Here is an 18913-nt window from a genome sequence, read left to right on the forward strand (position 1 = left end):
AATTTATCTAGAACTGTTGTCCTATGATAAAGTGTGTCTCCCAACCATTTGGTTTATTACTTGGCATTCCTGGTGCCGCATCAAATCCGTATCCGAAATCAATACCTAACAATCCAAATGCCGGCATAAATACACGTAAACCAGCACCAGCTGAACGGTATAAATCAAATGGGTTGTAATCTTTAAACGTTGGATATGATGATCCAGCTTCTAAAAACGTTAATGCATATATAGATGCTGACGATTTTAATGTAATTGGATAACGTAATTCTAAAGAGAATTTGTTATAAATCGTTGCCCCAATTTGATCTCCGTTAGTATTTACAGGAGTCAAAGAGCTATTTTTGTACCCTCTTAATCCTATTGTTTCTCTACCATCCATTGAGTATTGAGCCATTCCGTCTCCTCCTAAATAGAAACGTTCAAATGGTACAACTCCTCTTGCCTGATCATAAGCTCCTAAGAAGCCAAACTCAGTCAGTGTTCTTAAAACTAATTTACCATACACTTTAGTATACCAATCAGCTTTAAATTTAATTTTATAATATTCTAACCAGTTATATCTTTTCTGATCCACTTTACCTTGATCAGTATCTGCACTTGCAAAATCAGATCCAACACTTACAGTTCCGGCAGTTGTCGCCTTAATGTAATCCCCGTTTCTTAATGGTTTTTGGTCTGCACCATAACCTGATTCTCCAGTCCACCTTGCTTTATATTCTTTTTCATTTGCCAAATCTCCATAGTCTATACCATTAAATAAAGAGTATGGCGGCGTAATTTTTGCAGAAACACTAAATTCAGAACCGTATGTCGGGAAGATCGGGTTAACCCCTTTATTACTTCTCGAAAGACCAATTGTGTATGCTAAGTTTCTTGATGCTCCATTACCAAAGGTAAACAAACCAGTGTTGTAATTATTCAAATCATAATGTTGGTAACTTACAGATTGAGACAATACAAAATAATCATCCGGCACTGTTAGTCTTTTTGCTAAACCAACTTGAATGGTAAAAATATTAAAACTTTTGCTTTTGTCAACACTTCTGGTGACATAATTATTAAGAAATTGTTTACTATATGAAATAGACGAACTAAATTGTACTGGTTTTTTTCCTCCAAACCATGGTTCAGAAAACGATAAACTGTACGTTTGGAAATAAGTACTTCCTTGTAAACGAAGTGCTACTTTTTGTCCATCTCCCATTGGTAAAGGCTTGTAAGCTTCTTTATCAAAAAGTTTTCTTGCAGAAAAGTTATTAAAAGATAGTCCTAAGGTACCAATGAAACCTCCACCACCGTAACCTCCTTGAAGCTCAACCTGGCTAGATCCTTTTTCTACAACATTGTATTCAATATCTACAGTTCCGGCTCCGGCATCTACGTTTTTGAATTTTGGTTCGATTGCTTCAGGATCAAAGAATCCTAATTGTCCAATCTCACGAATAGTTCTAACTAATTGCTCTTTACTATATTTTTCTCCTGGCTTAGTTCTTAATTCACGATAAATTACGTGGTCATTTGTTTTGTCGTTTCCAACAACAGATATTTTATTGAAATAAGCAATAGGCCCTTCAGTAACTCTAATTTCAAAATCAATTGTGTCGTTTACTGTTTTTACCTCTACTGCATTAATGTTAGAAAACAAGTAACCGTTGTTTTGGTATAAGTTTGTTATATCTTCAGCGTCTGGTTTTGATTTATCAGCAATTCTTTTTTCAAGTAAAACACCATTATAGGTTTCACCTTTTTTAATTCCTAAATAACGATTTAATAATTGATCTGAGTAAACGGTATTCCCTAAAAACTTAATATTTCCGAAGTAATATTTATTTCCTTCTTCTACATTAATTTTGATGGCAAGCATATTCTTCTTCTTGTCGTAAGTAACAGAATCATAGATGATACGTGCATCACGATATCCTTTTTCTTTATAAGAAGAAACGACTTTTTCTAAGTCAGTTTTGTATTTTTCAGGAATAAATTTTGAAGCTTTTAAAACGCGAAACACGTTTTTTTGCTTTGTGTCTTTCATTGCGCCTCTTAACTGTGAGTCTGTAAGTTGCTTATTGCCAGTGAAATCAATGCTGCTTATTTTTACTTTGTCACCTTTGTCAACCCGAACGAGCATATTAACCTGGTGTCCGTTTATAGTATCCGGAGTAGTGGTAATTGTAACTTTGGTATTATAAAAACCGTCTTTTTTGTATTTGTTTTCGATATAATTTTTAGTGGTAGTAATTAAATTCTCGTTAACAATTTTACTTTTCGTTAAGTTGTTGTCTTTAATTAATCCTTCGACTTTACTTTTCTTAATACCAACAAATTTTACTTCATTTAGTTTAGGTAGTTCGACGATATTTAAATCTAAATAAATACTATCGTTTTCTACCTTATTAATATAGAAGGCAATTTCGTCGAAAAGACCAAGTTTACCTAATTTTTTAATAGCGCCACTGATTTCTTCACCAGGTACGGTTATTTCCTGTCCTTTTTGAAGGCCTGAAAAGGTAACTACGGTTTGTTCATTGAAGCTTATTTTACCAACAACAGAAACTTTAGCAAGAATATATTTTTTTCCTTGATCAAAAGGAACTCTATCTTGTGCTTTTATTTGTGAAAAACTACCCAAAAGAAGTAGGGTAAGGGCTATTTGTACTCTTTTTTGTAACACTAAAAAATTATTTAATTTGTTCACTGGTTTTTCCAAATCTACGTTCTCTTTTTTGATAACTAATAATAGCCTCATATAAATCTTGATCTTTAAAGTCTGGCCACAAGACATTAGTAAAATATAATTCTGCATAGGCTATTTGCCATAGCAAAAAATTACTTATTCTATGTTCTCCACTTGTTCGTATTAATAAATCTACGTCAGGTAAATTTTGCGTGTAAAGATGCTCATTTATAATTGAATCGTCAATAGTGTCTATTGAAATTATATTATTTTTAACTTTATCACTGATGATTCTAACGGCATTTACCAATTCTTCTCTTGATCCGTAACTTAAAGCCAGTGTTAGCGTGAGACGCGTATTGTTTTTGGTTTTATCAATTACATCAAGAAGTTCTTTTTGAGCAGATTTTGGTAATTTCTCAAGATTACCAATTGCATTCAATCTTATGTTGTTTTCTTGTAAAGTAACTAACTCTTTTTTTAGGGAATTGATCAGTATTTTCATTAGAGCTTCAACCTCCAGTTTTGGACGATTCCAGTTTTCTGTAGAAAAAGCATATAAGGTAAGATACTCAATACCTAGTTTGGCGCAAGTTGTAATTGTTTTTTTGACAGATTTAGTTCCGTTTTCGTGGCCAAAAGCTCTTAAGAAGCCTTGTTGTTTAGCCCAACGACCATTTCCGTCCATAATAATGGCCAAATGTTTGGGTAAGTTGGTTTGATCTATAGAGTCTAGTAAATTCATTTTATTAATATGCGCAATAGCAAGGTTTTTGTCCAAAGGTATAGGTTAAAGTGATACCTGAAAAGACATACCAGTCATTATTATTTAAATTCCCGAATTTCTTTATATTCGTGTTACTTGTATTAGGATTACTTCCGTCAATATCGTCTGTAAAAGTGTAGCGAACTCCAACTTCAGCGCCTAAAACCCAATGTGGATCTATATTCGATTTTACACCTAATATAATAGGTATAGCAAATGAGCCGGATCTTTGGGATTGCGTTATATTTGGATTGGATACTTGTCGATACAATTGATCATACCTAAAGTAACTTAATCCTGAATATATATAAGGAGTAACTTTTGGATGATAATCATGTAAATTAAAATCAAAAAAATTAAATTCTAAACCTGCAGATAACTCTTGTATAGTATTTTCAAAACTATAGCCTCTTTTATTTCGTCCTGTTTCTTTTGAATCGTAATCATTTCCAATAACAGATGACTGTGTATAAGAAAAGCGATAAGAATGGCGAGGACTCTTGTTCCACTTGTATAAAACACCAAAAGCCAGTTTCTCGGGAGCAATATAGGTTGTACTTCCTACGTCTCCAACAAAGTTACTTCCGCCAAGAAATACACCAATCTCATTGATCTGAGCATTTAGTGTAATAAAGGGGAAAAAACATAACAATAAATTAAAAATTTTCTTCATTTAATTCAAAATTGCGTGCAAATATAATAATTATCGATACGAATCAACGTTGCTTTAGTTAAATGTGCTTTTTTTTAAATTTACGATATGAATTTCAGACATTTAATGAAGATTCGATACATGCAGAACGAGAAAAAGTAGTATTATCGTATAGTGAGATGTCAGAAAAGGACTTAGTTTCTTTTGTCCTCTCCCCAAAGTAGCTTATTTCTAAGTGTTTTCAGGAAAGTTTCGCCAGGAATCTCTACCATTTTTATTTTAAAGTTTGTCTTTGTTATTGTCAAAATTGATTCATTTTTTACAGAAGCTATTCTGGAATCCAATGAAACTAAATATTGATCTTCTCGACCTGAAACGCGAAGTTTAACTTCGGTATCATCAGGAATAACAAGAGGTCTTGCGGTTAAGTTATGAGGAGCAATTGGCGTTATTACTAAGCTTTTGACATCCGGAGTTAATAATGGACCGCCACAACTCAAAGAATATCCTGTAGAACCCGTAGGAGTTGAGATGATTAAACCGTCTGCCCAATAAGAATTTAGATATTCATCGTTTAGATACGTTTCAATAGTCACCATCGATGTAGTATCTTTTCTGCTCACGGTAACTTCGTTCATCGCAAAATTCAAATCTTCAATAGCTTCGTTTTTTGGATCGCAAGTCAGGCTTAATAAAGTTCTTTCGGAAGTAGTGTAATTTTTATCGATCACAAATTGCAAAAAGCTATCAATGTTTTCTTTTTGAACAGTAGCCAGAAAACCTAGCCTTCCCGCATTGATTCCTAAAATAGGCACGCCAGAATCACGAACTAAAGTTGCAGCTCTCAAAATGGTTCCGTCACCGCCAATACTAATTAGCATTTCAAAACTATTGTCTAAAGACGTACTAGCCGAAAAAGTCTCGTATTGATTGTCAACGAGTTGTTTTTCGTGAAGCATTTTTAGGAAATTTTCTTCAATTACCATTTCAACATTATTGGAATTGAAGAATAAAAAAATGTCCTTAATAATAGGTTCCGTACTGTTTTGATAATACTGTCCGTATATGGCTACTTTCATCTGGTGTTTAATCGATTTTTTGTTTAATTGTTTAATCGTTAATTTTCTTCGTCAAAACGATTAAACAATTAACCGATTCAACATATAATCTATATATTAAGATACTTGTCTAAGTAGTCTGAACGTTCTTTTAAGCTATTAATATAAGCGTCTTCCTGATGTTCTGAGATAATTTCGTAATTGTAGCGTCTAAAAGTTTGAATGATTTCGTTCATTGGTCCAACGCCAATTTTTATCGTGATTTGAACATTTTCCAAATCAGCTTCAGATATAAAACAGCCTAAGATTTTACCATTATTACTCTCAACAATTTGAGTAACCTGACCCATAGAATAATCTAAAAGGCCTTTTTGGACAATAATTATTCCGCCTTGTTCTTTTAAAAATGGAGTTTCCTGAAAAAATTTCATGATATCTTCCATTTCATAATAGCCAATATAGCTGTTATTTTCGTCAAGAACCGGGATTACATTGGTGTGATTTTTGGCAAAAACTTCCAAAACATCCAGCCAAAGCATCGATTTTCTGGCAAAAAAACGTTCCAGAGTATATTTATAATCGATCGCTTTTTTATCCGTGTCAAAAGTTTCAACATCGTCAGAAGCGATACTTCCAATGAAAATTCCGTTCTCCAAAACCGGAAAATGCGAAAAATTCAAATCCGCAAAAAAGTCCTGAACAGATGCTATCGTTTCCTGACTATCAATCGCTCTGAAATCATTGGTGATATAATTCGTAATTTCTGTCATAAATCAATTGAAGATATTTGATGCAAAATAATCAAAAAATAGCAAAAACTGCTACGTTTTACTTTGTATTTTTGTCGTAACAAATATAGTGTTACTAGAATTAATTATCTATTTATATGACAAAGTTAAGTGTAAATATCAATAAAATTGCAACCTTAAGAAATGCACGTGGCGGAAATGTCCCTGATTTACTAAAAGTAGCTACAGATATTCAGAATTTCGGAGCACAGGGAATTACCATTCATCCTCGTCCGGACGAGCGTCACATTCGTTATCAGGATGCACGTGATTTAAAAGCGATCGTACATACCGAATATAATATTGAAGGAAATCCGCAGCATAATTTTATCGATTTAGTATTAGAATGTAAACCAACGCAAGTAACTTTAGTTCCTGATGCAATTGGAGCGATTACTTCTTCTGCAGGTTGGGATACAATTAAAAATGAAGCGTATTTAATCGAAGTTGTTCAGGAATTCAAACGCAACGGAATCAGAACTTCGATTTTCGTAGATCCGGTTTTAGAAATTATCGAAGGCGCCAAAAAAACAGGAACTGACAGAATCGAATTATATACCGAAGCTTTTGCACATCAATATAGTTTGGGAAATAAAAACGGAATCGATCCTTATGTCGAAGCTGCAAAACTGGCAAATGAATTAGGATTAGGAATTAACGCTGGACACGATTTAAGTTTAGACAATGTTCAGTTTTTCAATCAAAACATACCGGGATTATTAGAAGTTTCTATCGGTCACGCATTAATTTCAGAAGCGCTTTATCTTGGATTAGATAATGTGGTGAATATGTATTTGAATAAATTAAAGTAATATAAAAAGGAGTAGGGCATGACCCGCAGAAAAAGCGGGTCGGGCTATTCGTTTCAATCTTTTGTTTTTTAAAGAAAAAAACAAAAGGATTTCCACTGCTATCCCTCATGCAACATCGTGGTAATAATGAGCTTTTTAAGGCGCAAATTCCAAATAAAAAATAAAATATTTACTTCGACAAAAAATTGATTTATAATTGCTTATTTTCGCACTTTTCTTATTAAAATCAAGTGCCAAAATCAATAATTATCCTTTTTTTGTTCTGTTTTTCCAATGTATTTGCGCAATCTAAAGCCACTATAATTGGAAACATAAAATCTCCCGAAAACGAAAACCTTGTTGGTGCAAGTATTTCTTTCAATACAAACAATCAGAATTGCTACACAATATCAGATTCTATTGGACATTTTTCGCAAAATATTCCCTTAGGCAAAGTCGAAATAGCGATTAGCCAATTAGGATATCTTAAAAAATCGATCCATTTTGATTTTGCAAAAGACACTGTAATTTCGATAGTCTTAGAAAAAGATATTTCGCAGTTAAAAGAAGTTATCATCGCAAATGACAAGAAAAGCGGAGTTACGACTTTGTCCGGCGGAAAATTATCTTTCAATCTAAAAGAATTGTCTTCTGTTCCAACTGTTTTAGGAACCACAGATATTATCAAGCTTTTGCAATTAACGCCGGGAGTTCAGAATTCCGGAGACGCAAACGGATATTTATATGTAAGAGGCGGAGATCCCGGACATAATGCCATTTTGTACAACGGAACTCCCGTATATGGAATGTCGCATTTATTAGGTATTTTTCCTTTTTATAACACGGATCATATTAAGGAAGTAGAATTTGATAAATCCAGTTCAAATGCAAAATATGGCGGACGTTTAAGTTCAACTACGCTTTTGATTCCCAATAAAAAAATACCATCAGAATTTGGAATACAAGGAAATGTGGGGATTCTGGCATCACAACTAAGTCTGGCGGTTCCGGTAACTAATAATTCGGGATTTTATATCTCCGGGCGAAAAACCTATATTGATGAAATTGTCTCGCCATTATTGACATCAAGCTCAAATAATAGTGATGTTCAGGATATGAAATATGGATTTTCAGACGGAAATATTACCTTTCTTTCTCAAATTTCAAAAAAGAATCTATTTTCTATCGATGCTTTTATTAGCGGAGACGAACTAAAAGTCAAAGATGGAAATCTGGCTTTAAGAACCAATTTAAAATGGAGTAATTTTATAGTTTCTCCAACTTTAGTAACTACGTTTTCGCCTAAAGTAAGCATGTCAAATTCGGTTTATTTCAGTCAGTATTCTAATGATTTGGATATGGAACAAGCTACAATTCAGTTTAGCGTTTCTTCTTATGTAAAGGATTTTGGGTTTGCAAATTCAGTTCGTTATTTCGTTAAGAATATTCCTTTTGAATCAGGTTTACATTATGTATATCACGATTTACAACCTCAAAAAGTAAATGTCGAAAATCTGACAACCAACAATAATACATCTCAAAATAGTATAATTAATGCCAATGAAGCAGCTGTTTTTACAACGGCAAAACCAAAGATATTTGAGAACTTGATTGCAGAATTAGGACTTAGAATCAATTATTATACTTCAGGATCTAAGGATTCATATTTACATTTTCAGCCTCGTGTTGTGTTGAATTATTATCCAAATGACAAATATTCGTTTTATGCTTCTTATAATAAACAATATCAATATTTAAGCCTGATTACGACTTCGAGTGTTGGAATTCCGACAGATTTCTGGATTGCAAGTTCAGACGGAATAAAACCACAATCATCAAACGAATTTTCGATTGGTTCAAATCAAAATATTTCGAGAAACTTTAGTTCTTCGTTTGGGGGATTTTATCGCTCAATGAAAGATTTACTGGAATATCCTTATGGAATTACCCAGTTTAACGAAACCACAACGCTAAAGAACGATCTATTAGTTGGAAAAGGAAAAGCATACGGATTTGAAATGATGTTGAAAAAAAGCAACGGAAAATTCACGGGTTGGCTAAGTTATACTTTAAGTTGGTCAGATAGAAATTTTGACGAACTGAATAATGGGAATACTTATTTTGCGAAATACGATCGTCGTCATAACCTTTCATTAGTTGGAATGTACGATTTGAATTCAAAATGGAATTTTGGCGTAACACAAATATTTAGTTCCGGAAACCGATTTACAATGCCAACGTCATGGTACTTTATTAATAATAATCCAGTCAAAGAATATTCAGGATATAACAATGCGCAAATGCCAAATTATATCAGAACAGATCTTTCGGTAAATTATTTTTTCGTAAAAACGAATAAAAAAGAAAGTGCTTTGAATTTTTCGATCTACAATACTTTTAATATTAGTAATCCAATTTATGTGGTACTGAATGTTCAGGTAAATAAAGATAAAAATAGTGTGGTTGTAAAACAAGAAGAGAAAGTTTTGTACCGAATATTACCTTCAATAAGCTGGAGATTTAAATTTTAAAACATGAAAAAATATATACTATTTCTTTTTGCTCTAATACTAACAAGCTGTTCTAAAGATGATTTTAGCGAGCAAAATCTGGAATCTAAAGTTGTTGTTGAAGGCTGGATAGAAGAAGGAGATTATGCTCAGGTTTTGTTATCGAGCAGTATTCCGGTTACAGGTGTTATTGATTCGACAAATGTTTTGAGTCACGTGATCAGATCTGCAAAAATCACGATTTCTGATGGTCAGACATCAGAAGTTTTAAGAGTTAAAAATGATAAAAACAGAGTGCCTCCATTTGTATATTTTGGATCAACATTAAAAGGAGAAGCCGGAAAAGAATATTCGCTTAAAATTGAATATTTAAATAGAATTGTGACGGCGATAACCAAAATTCCAAAAAGCGTTAAACTCAAAAGTGCTGAGTATATTAAAAAGATTGCTACAGATACTACAGGATATATTTTTGTAAAATTTGATGATCCTTTAGATGAAAAAAACTACTATCAGATCGCCACAAAAATCGATGTTGAAGAGCCTATTTTTGTTCCTTCGTTTTATGGTAATTTAGATGATAAAAACTTTACTAAACCTGAAGTTTCGGTACAAATAAATCGAGGAGTTTTACTTTTTCCAAAAACAAAATTCACACCTTATTTTGCTGATGGAGATTTGATTCATGTAAAACTAAGGACGCAAAATAAAGACGCGTTAGATTTCTGGAACAGTTGGCAAAACGAAATTGTAAATAGTAAAAATCCAATATATCCTGCAAATGCAAGTTTAAAATCCAATATAAAGGGCGGAATTGGTATTTGGGCAGGATATGGTCAAAGCACTTTAGTGGTAAAAACACCTCCAAAAAAATAAAGCCGATTTGAATGATTTCAAATCGGCTTTAAGTAGTTTTATAAAAGATTTTTATTTCTTGAAAGAAGTATAAAAGTCTTTAAATTTTGTGTTTAGATTTTCAAATCCTTTTGAAAAATATACACTCATTGCAACTTCTGTATTATCATTGAATTTTAAATAATATACTTCAGTGTAATATTTAACTTCGATTGTTGAGTTCTCATCATAAGTCCAGTAACCACCATTAGAATCAGTAGCATCTACAACCCATTTTTGAGGAGGATTATAACTTCCATCAGCTTCTGAATGTACAACAACATCAGCTATTTTAGTTCCATCTTTTTTAGATGCTAAAATTGCTTTTATGTTTTTATTTAAACTAGCAGCAGTACCTTGAGAATATTTTAAATTATTACTGTTCTCATTTGTATAGTAGTCTTTGTTATCAAAGTCAACGTCAACTAAACTTTTTTCTAAATTTTCACTGTCAATTCCTAAATTAACAAGGTCAGCTTCACTTACAATAACAAAGTTGTCCATGATTTTAACCAAACCATTAGCTTTTCCTTTGTATTGATTAAGTTCTGGTGTATTGATTAAATTATCGATATCAGCCGTACTTCCTACATTAAATTCGATTAGATTTTTACCATTATAAGTAAAAGATGCTTTTGAAGTAGATTCAGCTGCTTTTTTACCATTCATTTCCCAAGTATAACCATCATTCAAAGTAACTTTATAAGTATACTCTTCAGGAGATTTGTTTTTAGATGAATATTTTGCAGTTGAAGCTAAAGTAGCAGACTGAGTTCCGTCAATTGTTAAAACTGCATCTACAGAAGTTGGTAAGTAAAACCAATCAACTACAGAAGGAGTGTTTTCCCATTGTTGTGTTTCGTTATTGTAGTTCCATTCTCCATAAGTATCTGTATTAGAAAATTTTATATCAGAAGAAGTACTTTTTGATGTTAATATTGCATTGTTTGCAGTTTGAGATGCTTTTGCAGGAAAAACAAATTTTAATTCAGTTGTTGAAGCTGTTTTTATCCATGTTTTGTTAGTATTATCCCAAGTATAAATACCGTAAACACCAGAAATGTTTAAAACTTCTTCTACTCCGTTGTCACTTTTTCCATCAAAAAGATCGATGTGTTTAAGGCTAAATAAACGCCCTAAATTTTGAATAGCTTCAATGGCACCAGAACTTTTTGATTTGTCCAATTGAACCAACATTTCATTAGCTTCAACTTCAACTTTGATTTTTTGGTCAGCCGGAGTTAATTTAGAATAAGGTTGTTTAACAATATTTGCAATTTGCTCTGCCAATGTTTGCTCTGCAGTTGGTTTTTCTGGTTGGTTTTCCGGACTGTCTTCACTAGAACATGAAATTGTTAGTTGAGACACAACTAGTGATAATAAAAGGATTTTTTTAATCATGGTATGGTGTTTAATTAATGAATTAAATCAAATTTTTGATTCGATTTCTAAGCACGCAAGATACTTTGCTAAAATTTAATAAGCATACGGGAAACCGTAAAAGGATAAACTTTTTTGTATAAAAAGTAAGATTAAAAAACAATCTTATAGAATATGTTCTGTTAGAGATTGATAGATAAGTTTTTTACCTTTGTGATCTGTTTTTTAAAACCCAAATACAAATGTTATACTCAAAAATAGAAGGCGAAGGAAAACCATTTATCATCATGCACGGATTTCTTGGCATGTCTGATAACTGGAAAACACTTGCCGGACAATATGTTGAAGCAGGATTTCAGGTTCATATTTTAGATTTGCGCAATCACGGCCGCAGTTTTCATTCAGACGAATGGAGTTATGAGGAAATGGTACAAGACGTTTTCGAATATTGTCAGGCCAATCAATTAAACAAAATAGATATTTTAGGACATTCAATGGGCGGAAAAGTAGCAATGCTTTTTGCAACCACACATCCTGAAATTGTAGATAAATTGATTGTGGCAGATATTGGACCGAGATTTTACAAACAACATCATCAGGATATTTTGGCAGGTTTAAATGCAGTAGATTTTTCGGTAAAGCCAAGTCGAAATGATGTTGAAGCAATTGTTGCGCAATATGTACCTGATTTTGGAACACGTCAGTTTTTGTTGAAAAACCTATATTGGAAAGAACCGGGACAATTGGCATTTAGATTTAATCTTGAAGTTTTCAATAATAATCTCGATGCTATCGGAAAAGCTTTGCCTGATGGTTTAGTTTTCGAAAAAGAAACCTTATTTATTAGAGGAGGCGCATCAGGATATATTGCAGATGCAGATTTTGATGACATACGTCAGCATTTTCCAAAAGCTAAGTTCGAAACCATTCCAAATGCAGGACATTGGCTTCATGCCGAAAATCCTAAAATGTTTTTTGAATTAACGACTGAGTTCTTAAAAGAGCAACCTATTAATAAAGGTTATTGATTTTGTCAGAATATAAAATTGCAAAAGATGAAAACTTTAGTTGTTCTGGGTTCTCCAAATCTAGAAGATGGTAGTCTGGGTTATACCGCTTTAGACAGATTGAATTATTGTGCGGATATTTTTGATCCAACGAATAATTATATTATTTGCACTGGTGGTTTTGGAGAACATTTTAATACAACTAAAAATTCTCACGCAACTTATGCAATGAAATATCTGATGGATAAAGGAGTAGAAAACGAAAGTTTTTTAGAACCTGCTTTGTCCGCTAATACAGTTGAAGATGCAGTTATGACAAAGAAAATAATGTTGCGTCATAATCTGGATTCGCTCGTTGTGATTACTTCGGATTATCATGTAGAAAGAGTAAAGCTAATTTTTGATGAAATCTTAGCGTCTTTTACTATAGAATATAAAGGAGTTGAGCATGATATATCCAATGTTGAAAAAGAAAAACTGTTGGCGCATGAAAAAAAAGCGATCGATGGAATCTTAAATAAAGGATTGTATTATTAAAATTTTGTATTTTTACTTTATACGAAAAAATTAAACTGAAACTTTATGAAATTATTACTTAGACTCCTTGTTACTGCGGGCTTGGTTTTGTTAATTGCGAACTTCTTGCCGGGCGTACACGTTGCCAGTTTTACAACTGCAATAATTGTTGCAATTGTCTTAGGATTATTAAATCTGTTTATAAAACCAATATTGGTAATTCTGACTTTGCCGGTAACAGTCATTACTTTAGGTCTGTTTTTATTGGTGATTAATGCAATTATTATTTTACTGTGTACTAATATAGTTGGAGGTTTTGCTGTAGATACTTTCTGGACCGCATTGTTCTTTAGTATTATACTGTCTATTCTTCAGTCTATTACTTATCAAATACTAGGAGACGATAAATAAAATAAATATTGGAAGCGTGTTTAAAACGTCTTCAAATACAATAGATTAAAAACTTGGTTGGGTTGCAAAAATTTTATAATTTTGCAACCCAATTTTATTATGTAAATTAAAGAAGAAGATGGATATTAAAAGAGTAGCAACAGATGCTGTGAATGAAACGATTGTATTAAACGTTGTTCACATGGATTATAAAGGTCAGGTAGCAAAAAGAATAAACGAAAAAATGCCATTGGCTACCGTAAAAGGTTTTAGAAAAGGACAAGTTCCTAAAGACCTTGTTGAAAAACAATACGGAAAAGCAATTAAGCAAGAAGAAGTAAAAAAAGTAGTTGATTTGGCTTTAGAGCGTTTTGTTCAATCTGAGAGATTAAATCTTTTAGGAACTCCTCTTGCTAAAGAAAACGAAAACTTTGATTGGGATGCTGAAGAACTAACTTTCGAATACGAAATTGGTTTAGTTCCTAACTTCGAAATTGATTTAGAAGCAAAAAATAATATCGTAAAATATATCGTTACTGCCGATGATAAATTAATCGACGGACAAGTAGAACGTATCCAAAAACAATTCGGAAAAGCAATTCCTCAAGATAAAGTTGTTGCTGATTCAGATTTAACCGGAACTTTTGCAAACGAAGAAAAAGGAATCAACAATACAACTACAATTTCAGTTTCTACATTCAACAAAAAAGCAGGTGATAAATTCATCGGTAAAAAAGTTGGTGACGTAGTTACTGTAAGCACAAAAGGTTTATTCGAAGATGATCACCAATTAATGGATTACCTAAAAGTTGGTCATGATGATGTTCACGGTTTAGATATCGAAGTAAACTTTACTATCGAAGCAATCAACGGAGCAGAATTGGCTGAATTAAACCAAGAGCTTTTTGATAAACTTTTTGGAGAAGGAAAAGTAGCTTCTTTAGAAGATTTGAAATCTAAAATTAAAGAAGATGCTGAAGCTCAATTCGCGCAACAAGCAGATCAAAAATTATTATTAGACGTTCAGGATTTCTTGATCGAAAATACAAAATTTGATTTACCGGCTGCATTCCTTAAAAAATGGTTACAAACTGTTGGAGAGAAAAAACTTTCTGCAGAAGAAGCTGAAGTTGAATACGCAAGATCTGAAAAAGGATTACGTTTTCAATTAATCGAAGGAAAAGCTATGGCTCAAAGCAATATCCAAATTACATTCGAAGATTTGAAAGCATTTACAACAAACGCAATCAAACAACAAATGGCTCAATTTGGTCAAACAAATCCAACTGACGAAGAAGTTCAGGGAATTGTAGCTAGAGTTTTATCTAACCAAGAAGAAGTAAAAAGACTTTCTGAGCAAGTAGTTGCTGAGAAATTGTTAGAAGTGTTTAAAGAAAAAGCAAATCCAACAACTAAAGAAGTAACTTACGAAGAATTTATTGCCGCTTCATACGGAGAATAATTTCTAAAAAAATAAGTATATTTGAGCGTCAGGAAAAACTTCCTGGCGCTCTTTTGTTTTAAATTAATTTTGATTACTTTTCAGAAGCTAATCCAGCTATCCGTTACAAGTTTTTTTTCTTCCGTTTAAGTTTTTTAAATTCTTGCAAGAGCTTCTTCCAGTCGCTTTCCAAGAATAAAAAAACTAAAAACCGGATTTCAAAAAGCTTTTCACTACTATCTGGGCTATTTTACAAGCAAGTTCGAGAACTTGAAACCTGAAATTAAATTAAACCTGAAACAAATTTTCAAAATAAGACAAATTGACATCCTTTCGAAATAGGTACAACCTTTGATGAAGAATATATACAGTAAATAAAGTAAAACTTAGAACAGACACATATGAACTACGGTAAAGAATTTAAAAAATTTGCTACAAAGCACCAAGGAGTAAACGCTATGTACTATGACAAAATCATAGCAGCAATGAATCCAACAAATATGACTCCATATATTATAGAAGAACGTCAGTTGAATATTTCTCAGTTAGACGTTTTTTCAAGATTAATGATGGACAGAATCATCTTTTTAGGAACAGGTATCGACGATCAAATCGCTAATATCGTTCAGGCTCAGTTATTATTTTTAGAAAGCGCTGATGCATCAAAAGATATTCAAATTTATCTAAATTCTCCTGGAGGAAGTGTTTACGCAGGATTAGGAATTTATGACACAATGCAATACATTAAACCAGACGTAGCGACAATTTGTACAGGTATGGCAGCTTCAATGGGAGCAGTTTTATTATGTGCAGGAGCAGCAGGAAAACGTTCGGCTTTACCACATTCAAGAGTAATGATTCACCAACCATCAGGAGGAGCACAAGGAGTTGCAACTGATATGGAAATCAACTTACGTGAAATGTTGAAATTGAAAGATGAATTATACAATATCATCTCTCAACATTCAGGACAAACTTTTGACAAAGTACACAAAGACAGTGAGCGTGATTATTGGATGATCGCTGACGAAGCTAAAGAGTACGGAATGATTGATGAAGTATTGAGAAGAAGCTAATTTTTTTTTAAGGTTCAAAGTTGCAAAGGGACTAAGGTTCTAAGATTAACTTGAAACTTGAAACAAAATTAAACTCGAAACAAAAAATAAAAAGTTAATAGGATGCTAAGTTTCTGAGGTTTTAGTGATAAATCTCAGAAACTTAGTAACTTTGCAGCTTATGTAACTAAAAAAGAATGGCTAAAGTAGTATTAGAATGTTCGTTTTGTGGAAGAAAAAAGCCAGAAACTAATTTATTAATTGCAGGTATTAATGCACATATCTGTGATAAGTGTATTGAACAAGCACACGGAATTGTACTAGAAGAATTAAAATCAAGCGGAAGCGCGAAACTTGTTGGTGACTTAATTTTAAAGAAACCAAAAGAAATCAGAGCTTTCTTAGATCAATACGTAATTGGTCAGGATCAGACTAAAAAAGTAATGTCAGTTGCGGTTTACAATCACTACAAACGTTTAATGCAACAGCAATTAGACGACGAAGTAGAGATTGAGAAAAGTAATATCATCATGGTTGGTCAAACCGGAACCGGAAAAACATTAGTGGCAAAAACTATTGCAAAAATGTTAGACGTTCCTTTGGCTATCGTTGATGCAACTGTACTTACAGAAGCAGGTTATGTTGGTGAAGATGTCGAAAGTATTTTGACACGTTTACTGCAAGCTGCTGATTACGACGTTACAAAAGCAGAAAGAGGAATCGTATTTATTGATGAAATTGATAAAATTGCCCGTAAGAGTGATAATCCATCAATAACACGTGACGTTTCTGGTGAAGGAGTTCAACAAGCTTTATTGAAACTATTAGAAGGAACAGTTGTAAACGTACCACCAAAAGGAGGACGTAAACATCCGGACCAGAAATTTGTTGAGGTAAATACTCAAAACATCTTGTTTATTGCAGGAGGAGCTTTTGATGGAGTAGAACGTATTATTTCTAAACGTTTAAACCGTCAGGCAGTTGGATATTCTACATCTAAAAACGTAGACAATATTGATAAAGACAATTTACTTCAATATATTATTCCAAAAGATATTAAAGATTTTGGTTTGATCCCGGAGATAATTGGTCGTTTGCCAGTTCTAACACATATGGATCCTCTTGATAGAGAAACATTGCGTGCGATTTTGACACAACCTAAAAATGCGTTAATCAAACAATATCAAAAATTATTCATGATGGATGATGTTGAGTTTACGATTACAAACGAAGCATTAGACTTTATTGTTGACAAAGCATTAGAATACAAATTAGGAGCTCGTGGATTACGTTCGTTATGTGAAGCAATCTTAACAGATGCGATGTATGAATTACCAAGTTCAGACGATAAAGTTTTGACAATCGACAAAGATTATGCAAAACATACTTTGAATAAAAACTTATTGAAGCGAATGGAAATTGCTTCTTAAATCTTGATATTACTTTATCAAAGTTCAAAACTTTGACAAAGTTTCTTTTAATAACCTGTTCATTTATTTGAGCAGGTTTTTTTTATCTTAATATTTGGAGTAATATTTTTCTTTCTTTGTTTAAAAGAATACATTTGATTTTATAATTATTTATGATCACAAATGATAACTGAAGTTTTAAAAAATTTAGCATACTTATATTATCCTAAAAATATATGCCCTTGGAATCAAAAGGAATTGTATTTGGAAACTGTGGAGTATAAAAGATTAGAGAAAGTAATAGATCTTTTTAATTCTGATGAAAACCAGAAATTAAGTAATACTATAAAGACAGAGTTTGATAAGGATGAAGTTTTAAAAGATTTTCAGGATTTTTCAAGACTAGATTTGCAAGATCGATGCTACACATTTTTTTTAAATATTGTAGAAGGAGGTGAGTTATGCTCGATTACATTGTATTTGAGTGTTTTGTTGCCTTATTATGTAATTGATATTATAATTCATAAAAAACAAATGATTGTTCCTAGATCAAAAATTGAAGAATTGGAAAAAGAAAATATTGATCCGAGAAAAATTAAAGATTTGGTTTTAGAGATAGAAAATATAGTTGAAAAGAAACTATTATATTCCAAATTTCCAAAAGAAATATTGAATGACAAATTTGAAGATATTAGTTTTCAGGATTCATATTTAGGCAAATTTAAAATGTTTAATGCTTTTTTTAATAATCAAGTTATTCATCGAGACGGACATGGTAATTAATAACTATTTACGCTGTATATCTTTATTCTTTGTTTTTGGATTTTCTTGTACTAAAGAAAATAAGACAGTTGTATCTGAAACTAAACAAAAAAGTGAAGTAATTTTAAAAGAAAAGCAACGTCTTGAAATTAATTATAGTAAATATTATAAAGAAGCAAAGCAATACTGCCAAAAAAACAATCTAAATCAAGATCAGTTTTTTCTAATTGATTTAGGCGTTCATTCCGGTTTGAAAAGATTTTTTGTTTATGATTTTAAAAAAGACAAAATTTCAAAATCCTATATGGTAAGTCATGGTTGCGGGGATAATAAATGGGGCGCAACAACGTCAAAAGAAAAAGCTCCAATAAGTAACGAATTTGATTCGCATTGTTCGTCTATTGGGAAATTTGTTGTTTTAGATCGTGGTGTAAGTCAATGGGGAATTAAAGTAAATTACATATTACAAGGAAAAGACAACACAAACTCTAATGCAAGAAGTCGTGCTATTGTTTTGCATTCCTGGGAAGCCATTTCGAGTAATGAAACTTATCCTGAAGGAACTCCTGAAGGTTGGGGTTGTCCCGCAGTTTCAAATGAAAGTATGACAGAAATTGACGCACTTTTAAAACAAAATAAAAAGGTCTTAATGTGGATTATAAAATCATCGTAGATTCTTTTTAAAGTGTTTGGTGAATTATGAAAACGAAATTTCTAATTTAGCCCTGATCGAAGCGATATCCTTTTGTCGTGGGTTTCACGACAAAAGATATAGTGTAGAGCAGGAAAGGTGGTCTTTTGAAAACCGAATTTCTGC

The 18913-nt window shown here is 32.4% G+C and carries 17 protein-coding genes; 11 read left to right on the forward strand and 6 right to left on the reverse strand.

The features are described from left to right. Positions 1–7: 7 nt before the first annotated feature. From CLU81_RS16395 to CLU81_RS16415, 5 genes are all read right to left on the reverse strand, one after another. Entirely contained in the window at positions 8–2749 is a 2742-nt protein-coding gene (locus tag CLU81_RS16395) for an outer membrane protein assembly factor (protein WP_099710792.1), read from the reverse strand. After that, the gene (locus tag CLU81_RS16400) at positions 2682–3422 is read right to left on the reverse strand and encodes an isoprenyl transferase (protein WP_099712786.1); all 741 of its coding nucleotides are present in this window, start codon (positions 3420–3422) and stop codon (positions 2682–2684) included. The genes CLU81_RS16395 and CLU81_RS16400 overlap by 68 nt, the downstream gene beginning before the upstream one ends. A gap of 4 nt (positions 3423–3426) precedes the next feature. Then, positions 3427–4116 carry a DUF6089 family protein gene (locus CLU81_RS16405; RefSeq protein ID WP_099710793.1) on the reverse strand — a complete coding sequence of 230 codons (690 nt, stop codon included), beginning with the start codon at positions 4114–4116 and terminating at the stop codon, positions 3427–3429. Positions 4117–4289: 173 nt separating this feature from the next. Beyond that, complete coding sequence (locus CLU81_RS16410) at positions 4290–5174, reverse strand: NAD kinase (protein WP_099710794.1); 885 nt, start codon at positions 5172–5174, stop codon at positions 4290–4292. Between the two features lie 89 nt (positions 5175–5263). Continuing rightward, the gene (locus CLU81_RS16415; RefSeq protein ID WP_099710795.1) at positions 5264–5923 is read right to left on the reverse strand and encodes a CBS domain-containing protein; all 660 of its coding nucleotides are present in this window, start codon (positions 5921–5923) and stop codon (positions 5264–5266) included. A gap of 116 nt (positions 5924–6039) precedes the next feature. Here CLU81_RS16415 and CLU81_RS16420 point away from each other — a divergent pair, with 116 nt between their 5' ends. From CLU81_RS16420 to CLU81_RS16430, 3 genes are all read left to right on the forward strand, one after another. Beyond that, positions 6040–6753 carry a pyridoxine 5'-phosphate synthase gene (locus CLU81_RS16420; protein ID WP_099710796.1) on the forward strand — a complete coding sequence of 238 codons (714 nt, stop codon included), beginning with the start codon at positions 6040–6042 and terminating at the stop codon, positions 6751–6753. Between the two features lie 230 nt (positions 6754–6983). Next, complete coding sequence (locus CLU81_RS16425; RefSeq protein ID WP_099710797.1) at positions 6984–9263, forward strand: TonB-dependent siderophore receptor; 2280 nt, start codon at positions 6984–6986, stop codon at positions 9261–9263. 3 nt (positions 9264–9266) lie between these two features. After that, positions 9267–10118: a DUF4249 domain-containing protein gene (locus CLU81_RS16430; RefSeq protein WP_099710798.1), complete on the forward strand. Its 852-nt coding sequence runs from the start codon at positions 9267–9269 to the stop codon at positions 10116–10118. A gap of 51 nt (positions 10119–10169) precedes the next feature. Here the strand turns inward: CLU81_RS16430 and CLU81_RS16435 are convergent, their stop codons facing one another. Beyond that, positions 10170–11537, reverse strand: coding sequence for a hypothetical protein (locus tag CLU81_RS16435; RefSeq protein WP_099710799.1), 1368 nt, complete (start codon positions 11535–11537; stop codon positions 10170–10172). A 221-nt stretch (positions 11538–11758) separates the two neighbouring features. Between CLU81_RS16435 and CLU81_RS16440 the strand changes: the two genes are divergently transcribed. From CLU81_RS16440 to CLU81_RS16475, 8 genes are all read left to right on the forward strand, one after another. Next, the gene (locus CLU81_RS16440) at positions 11759–12544 is read left to right on the forward strand and encodes an alpha/beta fold hydrolase (RefSeq protein WP_099710800.1); all 786 of its coding nucleotides are present in this window, start codon (positions 11759–11761) and stop codon (positions 12542–12544) included. Between the two features lie 27 nt (positions 12545–12571). Beyond that, positions 12572–13060 (forward strand): YdcF family protein, encoded by a 489-nt coding sequence (locus CLU81_RS16445; protein ID WP_099710801.1) that lies wholly within the window; start codon positions 12572–12574, stop codon positions 13058–13060. 45 nt (positions 13061–13105) lie between these two features. After that, entirely contained in the window at positions 13106–13450 is a 345-nt protein-coding gene (locus CLU81_RS16450; protein WP_099710802.1) for a phage holin family protein, read from the forward strand. 118 nt (positions 13451–13568) lie between these two features. After that, positions 13569–14891, forward strand: a complete 1323-nt coding sequence (locus tag CLU81_RS16455) for a trigger factor (RefSeq protein WP_099710803.1) — start codon at positions 13569–13571, stop codon at positions 14889–14891. A gap of 380 nt (positions 14892–15271) precedes the next feature. Then, complete coding sequence (clpP, locus tag CLU81_RS16460) at positions 15272–15946, forward strand: ATP-dependent Clp endopeptidase proteolytic subunit ClpP (RefSeq protein ID WP_089354755.1); 675 nt, start codon at positions 15272–15274, stop codon at positions 15944–15946. 176 nt (positions 15947–16122) lie between these two features. Continuing rightward, a complete protein-coding gene (gene clpX / locus CLU81_RS16465) occupies positions 16123–17355 on the forward strand; it encodes an ATP-dependent Clp protease ATP-binding subunit ClpX (protein WP_099710804.1) in 1233 nt (410 codons plus the stop codon). A 162-nt stretch (positions 17356–17517) separates the two neighbouring features. Continuing rightward, positions 17518–18117 carry a hypothetical protein gene (locus CLU81_RS16470; RefSeq protein WP_099710805.1) on the forward strand — a complete coding sequence of 200 codons (600 nt, stop codon included), beginning with the start codon at positions 17518–17520 and terminating at the stop codon, positions 18115–18117. After that, on the forward strand, positions 18107–18769 hold the full coding sequence (locus tag CLU81_RS16475; protein ID WP_099710806.1) for a murein L,D-transpeptidase catalytic domain-containing protein: 663 nt from the start codon (positions 18107–18109) through the stop codon (positions 18767–18769). The genes CLU81_RS16470 and CLU81_RS16475 overlap by 11 nt, the downstream gene beginning before the upstream one ends. The last annotated feature ends 144 nt before the right edge of the window (positions 18770–18913 follow it).

Origin of the sequence: Flavobacterium sp. 9, assembly GCF_002754195.1 — a bacterium.
Classification (GTDB): Bacteria; Bacteroidota; Bacteroidia; order Flavobacteriales; family Flavobacteriaceae; genus Flavobacterium.